This window comes from Curtobacterium sp. SL109 (genome assembly GCF_026672405.1).
Taxonomy (GTDB): domain Bacteria; phylum Actinomycetota; class Actinomycetes; order Actinomycetales; family Microbacteriaceae; genus Curtobacterium.
This window is the reverse complement of record NZ_JAPPRB010000002.1, coordinates 771311-783588: the sequence shown is the minus strand read 5'-3', so window position 1 is coordinate 783588 and position 12278 is coordinate 771311. Positions and strand designations below refer to the sequence as shown.

12 protein-coding genes are annotated in these 12278 nt (G+C 72.3%); 7 read left to right on the top strand and 5 right to left on the bottom strand.

Going from position 1 to position 12278, the window contains the following annotated elements:
- Positions 1-49: 49 nt before the first annotated feature.
- The 7 genes from OVA28_RS05215 to OVA28_RS05185 all read left to right on the top strand — a co-directional run bounded on the left by OVA28_RS05215 (position 50) and on the right by OVA28_RS05185 (position 7528).
- Positions 50-961, top strand: coding sequence for a DUF808 domain-containing protein (locus OVA28_RS05215; RefSeq protein ID WP_268096028.1), 912 nt, complete (start codon positions 50-52; stop codon positions 959-961).
- Between the two features lie 196 nt (positions 962-1157).
- Positions 1158-1595 (top strand): MarR family winged helix-turn-helix transcriptional regulator, encoded by a 438-nt coding sequence (locus OVA28_RS05210; protein ID WP_228504442.1) that lies wholly within the window; start codon positions 1158-1160, stop codon positions 1593-1595.
- A gap of 201 nt (positions 1596-1796) precedes the next feature.
- Positions 1797-3221 carry an MATE family efflux transporter gene (locus OVA28_RS05205; RefSeq protein ID WP_268096026.1) on the top strand — a complete coding sequence of 475 codons (1425 nt, stop codon included), beginning with the start codon at positions 1797-1799 and terminating at the stop codon, positions 3219-3221.
- A 143-nt stretch (positions 3222-3364) separates the two neighbouring features.
- The gene (locus tag OVA28_RS05200; protein WP_194659769.1) at positions 3365-4165 is read left to right on the top strand and encodes an HAD-IIB family hydrolase; all 801 of its coding nucleotides are present in this window, start codon (positions 3365-3367) and stop codon (positions 4163-4165) included.
- A complete protein-coding gene (locus OVA28_RS05195) occupies positions 4162-5376 on the top strand; it encodes a glycosyl transferase (protein ID WP_194659768.1) in 1215 nt (404 codons plus the stop codon). Before OVA28_RS05200 ends, OVA28_RS05195 begins: the two co-directional genes overlap by 4 nt.
- Before the next feature lie 80 nt (positions 5377-5456).
- Positions 5457-6464, top strand: coding sequence for a Gfo/Idh/MocA family protein (locus tag OVA28_RS05190; protein ID WP_268096024.1), 1008 nt, complete (start codon positions 5457-5459; stop codon positions 6462-6464).
- Positions 6461-7528, top strand: coding sequence for a Gfo/Idh/MocA family protein (locus tag OVA28_RS05185; protein WP_268096023.1), 1068 nt, complete (start codon positions 6461-6463; stop codon positions 7526-7528). Before OVA28_RS05190 ends, OVA28_RS05185 begins: the two co-directional genes overlap by 4 nt.
- A gap of 31 nt (positions 7529-7559) precedes the next feature.
- Here OVA28_RS05185 and OVA28_RS05180 read toward each other — a convergent pair whose 3' ends face one another.
- The 5 genes from OVA28_RS05180 to OVA28_RS05160 all read right to left on the bottom strand — a co-directional run bounded on the left by OVA28_RS05180 (position 7560) and on the right by OVA28_RS05160 (position 12203).
- Positions 7560-8633, bottom strand: a complete 1074-nt coding sequence (locus tag OVA28_RS05180) for an ABC transporter permease (RefSeq protein ID WP_194659766.1) — start codon at positions 8631-8633, stop codon at positions 7560-7562.
- Positions 8630-9511 carry an ABC transporter ATP-binding protein gene (locus OVA28_RS05175; RefSeq protein WP_194659765.1) on the bottom strand — a complete coding sequence of 294 codons (882 nt, stop codon included), beginning with the start codon at positions 9509-9511 and terminating at the stop codon, positions 8630-8632. The genes OVA28_RS05180 and OVA28_RS05175 overlap by 4 nt, the downstream gene beginning before the upstream one ends.
- 137 nt (positions 9512-9648) lie before the next feature.
- Positions 9649-10404 carry a response regulator transcription factor gene (locus OVA28_RS05170; RefSeq protein WP_268096021.1) on the bottom strand — a complete coding sequence of 252 codons (756 nt, stop codon included), beginning with the start codon at positions 10402-10404 and terminating at the stop codon, positions 9649-9651.
- Positions 10386-11690: a sensor histidine kinase gene (locus OVA28_RS05165; RefSeq protein ID WP_268096020.1), complete on the bottom strand. Its 1305-nt coding sequence runs from the start codon at positions 11688-11690 to the stop codon at positions 10386-10388. The genes OVA28_RS05170 and OVA28_RS05165 overlap by 19 nt, the downstream gene beginning before the upstream one ends.
- 156 nt (positions 11691-11846) lie before the next feature.
- A complete protein-coding gene (locus OVA28_RS05160) occupies positions 11847-12203 on the bottom strand; it encodes a VOC family protein (RefSeq protein ID WP_194659762.1) in 357 nt (118 codons plus the stop codon).
- Positions 12204-12278: the final 75 nt, after the last annotated feature.

Genomic DNA, 12278 nt, shown 5'->3' with positions numbered 1-12278 from the left:
CGACGACGTCCTCCGCGCCGCCAGCGCGGCCTGAGACCGGGGACCGCACATGTCAGTCGGGTTGCTCGCCGTCGTCGACGACATCCTCTCCGCCGCACTCAAGGCCAGCGCGAAGACCGCCGGGGTCGTCATCGACGACGCGGCCGTCACCCCGCAGTACGTGCAGGGACTGGCGCCCGCGCGGGAGCTCCCCGTCGTCGGGCGGATCGCGCTCGGCAGCCTGTTCAACAAGTTCGTCATCATCATCCCGGTGGCGCTGCTGCTGTCGTCGTTCGCGCCGTGGGTGCTGCCGTGGCTGCTCGTCATCGGTGGCACCTACCTCTCCTTCGAGGGCGCGGAGAAGGTCGCCGAGTGGTTCGGCCACCACCACGTCTCCGCCGAGGACGACTCCCGCGACGAACGCAAGCTCGTGTTCGGCGCCATCCGGACCGACCTGATCCTCAGCACCGAGATCATGCTCATCGCCCTCGCCAGCCTCGACCCCGACATGGGCTTCTGGCTGACCCTCGGCGCGCTGGCGCTCATCGCCCTCGGCATGACCGCGCTGGTCTACGGCGCGGTGGCACTCCTGGTGAAGATCGACGACGTCGGCCTGCGACTGATGGAGCACCCCTCCGAAGGGCTGCGGCGGTTCGGTGACGGCATCGTGCGCTCGATGCCCGCCGTGTTCCGCACGATCGGCATCGTCGGGACCGTCGCCATGCTCTGGGTCGGTGGGCACCTCGTGATCGCCAACCTCGCCGAGACGTTCTGGCACGGACCGTACGACCTGCTGCACGTCATCACCCACGCGGTGGAGCCCGCCGGGCCCGTCGTGGAGTGGTTCGCGGACACCGCGTCCTCAGCCGTGTTCGGTCTCGTGCTCGGCGCCGTCGTCGTGCTCGTCCTCACCGGCATCCGACGCCTGCGTCCCGCCCGCGAAACACCGGCGTCCCACACCCAGACGCCGGCGTCGCACTGACTCCGGCCCCACCCCGCCCGCGCCCCACCCCCACCCCCACCCGCACGACACCGGTGTTGCGCTGAGACGCCGCGGAAAACGGCGGCGCCTCGGGAAGACACCGGCGTCTCGCTCCAAGACACCGGCGTCTCGCGCATGGACCGCCGCGGCACCCCCTCGGTTGACAGTTAGAGCTCGAACACTTAGAGTTCTGATCATGCAGGCACCGCACTTCGACACACCGCTCCAGCTCATGCGCTGGATCGGGTGGGCCCAGCGCAAGGCCGCGGACGAGTGGGTGCGGGAGCGCGAGCTCTCGCACGAGCAGAGCTTCGTGCTCGGCTACCTGCAGCAGAACCCGGGCGCCATCCAGCGCGACATCGCCGAGATGACCCGGACCAGTGCGGCCAGCGTGTCGAGCCTCCTGCAGGGGCTCGAGAAACGGGGCCTCATCGAACGACGAGCCGACGCCGGCAACGCCCGGACGAAGCTCGTGTACGCCACCCCCACCGGCATCGACCTGATCGCCGGGTTCGAGGACGCGATGCTCGCCCTCGACGACCGCCTGCTCGCTCCGCTCAGTCCGGACGAGCGCGCCACGCTCCGCGACCTCCTGCTCACGGTGACCGCCGAGCTGCCGGAACCCACCCGGTAACCGCAGCAGAGCCTCCCGGCCGTCCGCCGGAGGCGCCAGCCTGCCCACGCGACGGTCCCGCCGGGCCGGGACATCGCACGACGCGTGCGGTCTCGCCGAACGGACCACCGCGCCACGTGACGGCCCCTGCCGTCGCGCCGTCAGCCATGCCGTGCCGGCCGTCGTCGGCGCGCGCTCAGCCCTGCCCGGAAGGGGACAGCCATGAGCACCACCATCACCACCGCAGCGGAGAAGAACCGCTGGTACCTCTCCGCCGCCCCCATCGCCCGAGCCCTCGTGCACCTGTGTGTGCCGATGGCCGCGGCGATGGTCGTCAGCGCCCTGTACAACGTCATCAACGCGGGCTTCATCGGCGCGCAGCACGACACGTCGCTGCTCGCGGCGATCACCTTCGGCACGCCGCTGCTCGGGCTGGTGATGGCGGTCGGCGGCGTGTTCGGCGTCGGGGGCAGCTCGCTCATGTCGCGGTTGCTCGGTGCCTCCGAGCACGACCCCGCCACGGCGGGCGCAATCAAGCACGTCGCGTCCTTCGCCGTCTGGGGCTCGGTCGTGACGGGCATCGTGCTCGGCGGCCTCGGGCTGCTGTTCCTGCGGCCCCTGGTCGGGCTGCTCGGGGCGGACGCCGCGGCGGTGCCGGCGACCAGCGCCTACGTCGGCGTGATGCTCGCCTTCGTGCCGGTGCTCGCCGCGGCGTTCTGCCTGGAGCAGATGATCCGCGCCGAGGGAGCCGCCCGCCAGGCGATGGTCGGGTTAATGCTGTCGACCGTCGGGAACCTGGTGTTCGACGTGCTGTTCATCCTGGTGCTGCACTGGGGCGTCGCGGGCGCTGCGCTCGCGGTGGGGCTCGCGAACCTCGTGAGCATCGTCTACTGGGTGCGGTGGCTCGGCACGCACAGCGAGAACGTCAGCCTGTCGCTGCGCTGGTTCACGCTCCGCCGCTCGGTGCTCGGTCCGGTGTTCGGCATCGGCGTCAGCGAGCTGCTGCAGGCCGGGTTCCTCATCGTCACGACCCTCGTGCTCAACAACCTGGCCGCGCAGTACGGCGACGACCCCCTGGCCGCGATGGGCGTGGCCGTCCGGATCGCCCAGGTGCCGGAGTTCCTGGTGATGGGCGTCACGATCGGGGTCCTGCCGCTGCTGGCCTACGCGTACGGCAAGGGCGACCGGGAGCGCCTCCGCTCGGCACTGCGGGCCTCGGCGCTGACGGTCGGGGCGATCGTGCTGGTGTTCTCCGGCACGGTGTTCGTCTTCCGGGAGCAGGTCTTCACCGTCTTCTCCTCGGACCACTCGGTGCTGGCGATCGGCCTGACGATCCTGGTCGCGCAGCTCGTCGCGACGGTGGTGAACGGGTTCACGGGGTTGTTCACGTCGCTGTTCCAGGCGGCGGGGCTCGCGACCCCGGCGATCGCGATGTCCCTGGCGCAGGGCGTGCTGTTCATCCCGATCGTCCTGCTCGGCAACCTGTGGTTCGGGCTCGCCGGCATCATCTGGGCGCTGACGATCACCGAGGTCCTGGTCTTCCTGGCCGGCGTCGTGATCTGGCTCGCGGCGCGGGGCCGCATCGACCGCGGGCTCGACGCGGGCAGCGCGGAGCGCGCCGAGGCGGTGCTGGAACAGGCGGCGTGACGGACGGGCGGGCCACCGGACGGGAGGCTCCCCACCAGTCCGGTGGGGAGCCTCCCGTCTGTTCACCCGCACGTCCACCGCAGGTGGCAGGCTGGTCGGCGGGCATCGCCGCCCGCAGCCCAGCCAGCCGCGAGTGGAGACCGATGCCAGAACCCGACCTGATGGTCGTCACCGACCTCGACGGCACCCTGCTCGACCACCACGACTACACGTTCGACGCGGCGCTGCCGATGCTCGACCGGCTGCGGCGAGCGAGTGTCCCCGTGGTGTTCTGCAGCAGCAAGACCGCGGTCGAGATCACGGCGCTGCAGGCACGGACTGGCCTCACCGGGCAGCCGTTCGTCGCCGAGAACGGCGCGGTCGTCGTCGGCGTGGACGGCCGGCAGCTGACCGGGCCCGCAGACGGCGACCTCGGTCGACTCCACGCCGCACTCGAGCGGGTCCGACGCGCGCTGGGCCTGCAGCTCGCGACGTTCTCCGGCGCGTCGGACGTGGAGGTCGCGGCCTGGACGGGCCTCGACCTCGCCGGGGCGCGCGCTGCCCGGTGCCGCACCGCCTCCGAGGTCCTGCGCTGGGACCCGCGCGACGACCACCGCGCCGAAGCCGTCCGGTCGGCACTGACCGAGGCCGGCTTCGACCTGGTCCGCGGCGGCCGCTTCTGGCACGTGCTGCCGGCCGGAGCTGACAAGGGCGCCGCCGTCCGGACACTCGTCGCCGACCACGAACGACGGACCGGGTCCGTGCCGCGGACCATCGGCCTCGGCGACGGACCGAACGACACCGCGATGCTCGACGCCGTCGACCTGGCCGTCGTCGTCCGCGGCGTCGGACCGGCACCGGGACCACTCGCCGACGACCGGGCAGAGCGGGTCCACCGCACGACCACCACGGCCCCGCAGGGGTGGGCCGAGGGACTGAACCACTTCCTGAGGGGCGACCGATGAGCGACTTCCACCAGAACGGCGTCATCACGACGTTCCACGACCTGACCCGACGCAGCACCGCGAGCATCGAGGACGAGCTCCGGGGCTTCGCCGAGAAGCGCCCGATGAGCCTGATCCTGCCGGCGCTGTACTCGGAGCTCGAACGACCGGCCCTCGAGCGGATCGTCGACGAGCTGGCCGAGGCGGACTGGCTCAGCGAGATCGTCATCGGGCTCGACCGGGCCGACCGCGCACAGTTCGAGCACGCCCGGGAGTTCTTCTCGCGCCTGCCGCAGCGGCACCGGATCCTGTGGAACGACGGGCCGCGGCTCCGTGCCCTCGACGCCGAGCTCGACCGCGCCGGCCTGGCACCTGGTGAGCCGGGCAAGGGCCGCAACGTCTGGTACTGCACCGGGTACGCCTTGGCGTCGGAGCGGGCCGAGTGCATCGCCCTGCACGACAGCGACATCACGACGTACGAGCGGGGCATGCTCGCGCGGCTGCTGTACCCGCTCGCGAACCCGGCGTTCGACTACGAGTTCTCGAAGGGCTACTACGCCCGCGTCGCCGACGGTCGCATCAACGGACGGGTCGGACGGCTGCTCGTCGGGCCGCTGCTCCGGTCGCTCCGCCAGGTGTACGGGGAGTCCGAGTACCTGGAGTACCTCGCGAGCTTCCGCTACCCGCTGTCCGGTGAGTTCGCGATGCGCGCGCACGTGCTGAACGGCCTGAAGATCCCGGGCGGCTGGGGGCTCGAGATCGGGATGCTGTCCGAGGTGTACCGCGACTACGCGACGCGCCAGGTCTGTCAGGTCGAGATCGCCCACGACTACGACCACAAGCACCAGCCGCTCGCCGAGGCCGACGGCACCGGCGGACTTGCACGGATGGGCAACGACATCGTGCAGTCGCTGTTCCGGAAGCTCGCCACGATGGGGGTCCCGCTGACGTCGGACTCCTTCCGGGTGCTCAAGGCGACGTACTACCGGAACGCGCTCGACATCGTCGAGGTCTACCGGCACGAGGCCGTGATGAACGGGCTGGCGTTCGACCAACACGCCGAGGAGGCCGCGGTCGAGCTCTTCACGCAGGCCGTCCTCGACGCCGGCAGCGCGTTCACCGCGAGGCCGAACGACAAGCCGTTCATCCCGAGCTGGAGCCGGGTGCGGTCGGCGGTGCCGGACGTCCTCGAGCGCCTGAGCGCGGCGGTCGAGGCCGACCAGGTGGACTGACCCGCGGGCAGCACGGCCGGCGCGGGCAGCTGGCTAGCATGGGCAGCACCGTCACCGTCGACCCACCCGCAAGGAGCCCGATGCCCGCGACACCGCTCCGGATCGGCCTCGTCGGGGCCGGCGGCATCGCCCACGCCCACATGCCCGGGCTGCTGCGCCTGGGGCCGGTGGTCGTCTTCGCCCGGGACGGCGCCGAGGACCTCGCGGCAGCGTTCGCGGAGACCGCTGCCGACGCCGGGTCCTCGATCACGGTGGTCGACTCGCTCGCGGCACTGCTCGACGTCGTCGACGTGGTCGACGTCGTGACGCCGACGTTCGCCCACGCGGAGGTCGTCCCCGCAGCCCTCGGCGCCGGCAAGGACGTCATCTCCGAGAAGCCGCTCGCGCGGACCGACGCGGACGCGGCGGACCTGGTGCAGCGCGCTCGGGACGCAGGCCGAGCGCTGTACCCGGCCCAGGTGGTGCGCTGGTTCCCCGCGTACGCGCGCCTGCAGGAGGCCGTGGCCACGGGCCTCCTGGGCGATCTCGCGGTCCTGCGGTTCGTGCGGTCCGGCGCCTTCCCGATCCGGACCGCGTGGTTCGCGGACACGGAACTGTCGGGCGGGATCGTGATGGACCAGATGATCCACGACCTCGACATCGCGCGGTGGATCGCCGGCGAGGTCACCACCGTCTCCGCCGTCGCGGTGCGCTCCGGGACGGAGGCCGAGCCGGTCGCCGCAGCGCATGTGCTGCTCACGCACGCGTCCGGCGCGATCAGCCACGTCGCCGGGGTCTGGGGGCCGCAGCACCTGGCGTTCACGACCGAGTACTCGGTGACCGGGACCCTCGGCAGCCTGTCCCACCGGTCGCGTGACGAACTCGACTCCGTCGCGGACCTCGCGGTGCCCGAGGCCGTCGACGGGTTCCTGCCGCAGGTCGACCCGGCCGAGGACCCGTACGGGCTGGAGCTCGCCGACTTCGTGGGGGCGATCGCCGGCACCGGTCCCGCTCCCCGGGTCACGGCCGAGGACGGGGCGGCCGCCGTGCGGATCGCCAACGCCGCGCTGCGCTCGATCGCGAGCGGACAACCGGAGGTGCTGTCGTGACCGCGTTGCGGATCGGGGTGCTGTCCTTCGCGCACACGCACGCCCTCGGGTACCTGTCGGCGCTGCGGGCGATGCCGGACGTCGACGTCATCGGCTCCGACCCCGACGGCGTCAGCACCGGGACGACGAGTGACGAGCTGCGGGGACGCGAGCTGGCCGAGGCGCTCGGGGTCGAGTACGCGGACTCGTACGCCGACCTCTTCGCCTGGGGCCCGGACGCGGTCATCGTCACGAGCGAGAACGCCCGACACCGGGAGCTCGTGGAGCGCGCGGCGGCGGCCGGTGTGCACGTCCTCTGCGAGAAGCCGCTCGCCACCACGTGGGAGGACGGCCTGGCCATCCGCGACGCCGTCGAGCGGGCCGGCGTGCTGCTCATGGTGGCGTTCCCCGTGCGGTTCGCCTCGGCGTTCGCGACGCTGCGGGCCACGCACGAGGCCGGGGCACTCGGCCAGCTGTTCTCCGTGCGCGGAGCCAACAACGGGATGCTGCCGCTCAGCCGCGACTGGTTCACCGACCCGGCGCTGTCGGGCGGCGGGGCGCTGGCCGACCACGTCGTGCACATCGCCGACCTGCTCGAGGCGCTGACGGGGTCGGCGCCGCGGACGGTGACGGCGGTGACCAACCGGGTGCTGCACGCGGAGCGGGCGGGCGGTGGGGCCAGCGCCGATCCGGCGGGCGGCGCTCTGCCCAGCGCCGAGACCGGTGGGCTCGTCACGATCACGTACGCGGACGGCCTCATCGCGGCGATCGACTGCTCGTGGAGCATGCCGGACACGTCGGCAGTGTGGGGCGGTCTGACGCTCGACGTCGCGGGGACCGGTGGCACGGTGTCGCTCGACGTCTTCGGGCCGGCCGCGCACGGGGTCGTGGCCGCGACCGGGCTGCCGATCGAGGCACGCTACGGCGCCGACCTCGACGCCGTGATGCTCCGCACGTTCCTCGACGCGGTCCGCACCGGCGTGCAGCCCCAGCCCGACGTGCGGGTGGGGCTGCGGACGCTGTCGATCGTGCTGGCAGCGCAGGAGTCGGCGCGGACGGGGCGGACGGTCGCGATCAGCGAGTGAGTCGCCGACGCCCCGCGGCAGCGCCGACGCGTCAGCGCTGCAGTGCCTCGGTCAGCTTGACCCGACCGCCGGTCCGGAGCAGGGCGTTCTCGTAGACCCGGGCGCCGATGACCACGACGAGCGCGGCCGACGCGATGACGACGAGCAGCGACACGACCGGCTCCCACCACTCCGCGGTCCCCAAAAAGATCCGCATCGGCATCCCGATCGGGGCGCTGAACGGCACGTAGGACATGATCCCGAGGACCGTGGGGTCGTCCGCGGCGAAGATGATCAGGAAGTACGGGATCATCACGAGCATCATCACCGGGGTCGTCACGCTGCCGACGTCCTCCTGGCGGGACACCAGCGCTGCCGACGCCGCGAACAGCGCCGCGATGAGCACGAACCCGATCGCGAAGAACACGACGAACCAGAGCATGCTCGGCCCGAGCAGCGTGAACAGGTTGTCCTGCCCGGTCACGGCGAGCGTCACCGCCGCGGCGATCGCGATCGCGACGATCTGCCCGAGCGCCATCACGCTGTTGCCGAGCACCTTCCCCGCCAGCAGCGCACGGGCGGGGATCGCGGCCATCAGGATCTCGACGACCCTGGTCGACTTCTCCTCGACCACGCTCTGCGCGATGGACTGCCCGAACGTGACCGCGGCGGCGAAGAACACGACGCCGAACGCGACCCCGACGAGCGACACGAGCCCGGGCGGCAGGGCGTCCGGGTCGAGGAGCTCGACACGCGGCGACACGGCGAGCGCCTGCACCACGTCCGTCGGCGCCTGGTCGAGGCCGACCACGCCGAAGCCGAGCGGACCCGACTCGGGCACGATCGCGGCGTCGACGTCACCACTCCGGACCAGCTGCTCGGCGGCGGCACGGTCGTCGACGCGCGTCACGTCGAGGCCGCCGGTGGAGGGCAGCGAGACGCCGTCGACGACCGCGACCGGGGTGGTGTCGTCGGAGCTGGCCTTCCCGACGAGGCCACCGACGACGATCGAGGCGACGACCATCACGAGCAGGATGGCGGCCGACACGACGAAGGCCTTGCTGCGGAGCCGCGCCTGGATCTCGCGGACGGAGACGAGCCGCACCGCCTGGCTCGAGCTGTTCACTTGACGACCTCCCGGAAGACCTCGCTGAGACGGGGCACGCGGCGGCCGAACGACCCCACCGTCCCCGTGGTGACCGCGCGCTGGAGCACGCGTTGCGCGACGGCGTCGTCGGCTTCGAACACGGCGTACCCGCCGTCGAAGTCGCGCACGTGCACGCCGGGCTCGTCGCGGATCCATGCGGCGTCGCCGTCGACCAGCAGCTCCCACGCCGCCGGGCCAGCGCTGCGACGGAGTTCCTCCTGCGGGCCGGAGGCTCGGATGCGACCGTCCGCGATGACCACGACGTCGTCGCAGAGCCGCTCGACGACGTCGAGCTGGTGGCTGGAGAACAGCACCGGGACGCCCTCGGCCGCGGTCTCGCGGAGCACCCCGAGCACGGTCTCGACCGCCATCGGGTCGAGGCCGGAGAACGGTTCGTCGAGCACGAGCACCTCGGGCCGGTGCGCCAGCGCCGCGGCGACCTGCACGCGCTGCTGGTTGCCGAGCGACAGCTTCTCCACCGGGTCGCCGGCGTGCTTGCCGAGCTCCAACCGGTCGAGCAGCTCCGCCGTGCGGGCGGCTGCGGTCCGGCGCTCGACGCCGTGCAGTCGGGCCAGGTACGTGACCTGCTCGGCGACGGGCATCTTCGGGTAGAGCCCGCGTTCCTCGGGCATGTAGCCGAAGCGCCGACGGTCGGTGGGCCCGACGGCCTGGCCGTCGATCGACACGGTCCCGCTGTCGGCAGCGAGCACCCCGAGCATGATCCGCATGGTGGTCGTCTTGCCGGCGCCGTTGCCGCCGACGAACCCGGTGAGCCGTCCTCGGCCGACCGTGAACGTCACGTCGTCGAGCACGCGGCGGTCACCGAACTGCTTCGTGACCCCGTCGACACTGAGCATCGCGTCTTCCCCTCCTGCGGTGGGGTCCCCCACTGCACGTCCGACGCTACGGAGCGGGCCCCCACCGCGCCTCCCTCCCGGGGCGGGTCCTGGCCCTCCCCCGCTGGGAGGAGACCGGTCAGCCGGGCGAGCGGGCGTCAGCCGCGCGAGCGGACCACCCCGTGCTCGTACGCCCACACGACGGCCTGCACCCGGTCGCGGAGCTGGAGCTTCTGCAGCACGTTCGACACGTGCGTCTTCACCGTGGCGTCACCGACGAAGAGCAGTCCGGCGATCTCGGCGTTGCTCAGGCCCCGACCGAGCAGCTGGAGCACCTCGGTCTCGCGCTCGGTCAGCCCCGGCACCACGCACGGCTCGGCGACGTCCGGCGCGGACGCGGCAGAAGACACGGGCACGGACGCGGACGCTGAAGACGCAGCCGCAGCCGCCGCCCCTCCCGTGGACCCGGCACTCGCCCCCGCCGTCGCGCGGCTGATGACCCGCCTGGTGACGTCCGGTGCGAGCAACGCGTCCCCGGCCGCGACGGTCAGCACGGCGTCCACGAGCTGCTCCGGGGACGCGTTCTTCAGCAGGAACCCGCTCGCGCCGGCATCGAGGGCCTGGAACAGCGTGTCGTCGTTGTCGAACGTCGTCAGGACGAGGACGGCCGGCGGGTGCTCCAGTGCAGCGATCCGACGGGCGGCCTCGATCCCGTCGACGCCCGGCATCTGCACGTCGAGGCACACCACGTCCGGCCGGTGCGTCAACACGGCGTCGACCGCAGCGGCCCCGTCCGCCGCTTCACCGACGACGGAGATGCCGGGTTCCGACTCGAGGATGACCCGGAACCCCGCCCGCACCAGGACCTGGTCGTCGGCCAGGACCACACGGACGTTCACGGTGTCGGCAGCCATGCGCGCACCAGGTACCCTCCCCGGGCGCGCGGCCCGATCTCCACGGTCCCGCCGACGGCGGCCACCCGTTCCCGCATCCCGACGTGGCCGAGTCCGCTGCCCCGGCTGCGGTCGTCCTCGTCCCCGCTGGACGGCCGGGAGGCTCGGCCCCCGTTCCCGGTGTCCGTCACCTCGACCTCGACCGCGTCCGGCAGGTAGCGCAGGCGCAGGTCCGCACGGGCGTCCGGCCCGGCGTGCTTGAGCACGTTCGTCACGGCCTCCTGCGCGATCCGGTAGGCCACCGTGGCGACGGTCGGCGGGACCGGACGTTCCTCGCCGACGACCGAGTACCGCGACGGGTGCCCGGCGGTCGTCGCGGCGTCCACGAGTTCGGCGAGACGGCTGATGCCCTCGGTGCTCGGGGCGTCGTCGAGGGGCGCGCGGGTGACGTCGCCGTCGTTCTCGCGCAGCGTGCCGAGCATCCGCCGGAGCTCCTCCACGGCGGTGCGGGCGTTCTCCTCGACCACGCCGAGCGACGCCGCGGCCTGGGCGGGGTCGCGCTCGAGCACGCGTCGAGCAGCACCGGCCTGGACGCCCATGAGCGAGACGTGGTGCGCGACGACGTCGTGGAGCTCGCGCGCGATGCGGACCCGCTCGAGCGTGACGGCCTGCGCCGCGGTGCGCTCGCGTTCGACCGCGAGCTCGAGCGTCCGCTGGTCGAGGGCGTCCTTGGCGACCGCCGACGCCCAGGCACGGTTGCCCGAGTACCAGGCGGCGCCGAAGTAGACCAGGTTGATGATGATCGACAGGAGCGAGCTCGCGACGTACGACGGGATCAGGGTGTCGCTGTCCCCGGACACCGCCGAGGGGACGGACCAGCGGAACACGATCGCCAGGAACACCCACGCGAACATGCCCACGATGACGATCCACCGCACCGCTTCCGCGCGCACCCGGTCGGAGCACCACGCACCGACCGTGTACAGCCCGATGAACAGCGTGAAGTTGATGAACAGCCCCTCGGGCACGCGGAGGAGCTGTGTGCCGGCGAACGCCAGCGCGACGAGCACCGCCACGGTCATGGGGTACCGGCGCCGGAACGCGATCGGCCCCGCGTTCGCGACGACCATGAGGGCGCACACCCACCACGGTGCCGGGTCGTCGAACATGCCGGACGAGCCGTACAGCACCGTCGAGATCGCGATGCCCGCTGCCAGCACGAGGGCGAGCACCACGTCCTGCCGGTGCTCGCGAGGCCCGACGGGCAGGCGGGACCAGTCATCGCTCGTCGCCCCCGCGCTCGTCATGCCGACAACGGTAGCGGCTGCCCCGTCCCGCCCGCAGATCTCGTACTGGTCCGGCGGCGAGGGCGACCGACCGGTCGCCGACAGGGCGCGGACGCGACCGACAGCAGACGGGAGGCGCGGTGCCAGCTGGCACCGCGCCTCCCGTCCGTCACCTGCTCAGTTGGCCGGCGGTGCGTACAGCTGCAGGTCGTTGCCCTCGCTGTCCTTGAAGGGGACGATCTTGCCCCACGGGTGCTCGCTGATCTCGCCCTGGATGTCGGCGCCCTTCTCGCGGAGCGAGGCGACCTCGTCCTCGATGCTGCCGTCCGGCTGGAAGGACACGACCGCGCCGCCGTCCTTCGAGGGGCCGGCGGACTCGCGCGCGTTCAGGCCGATGCGCAGGCCGTTGGCGTCGATCTCGCTCCAGTCCTCGGACTGGTCGGTGACGGTGAGACCGAGGGTGTCGCGGTAGAACGCGACCGCGCGCTCCATGTCGGTGACCGGGACCCAGACTGCTGCAACTCCAGTTGCCATGGTGGTGCTTCCTCTCGTCGGTGGTACGCCCGGAACGGTAGGCAGCGGCGGTGCGTGCCGGCTCAGGAATGCGCC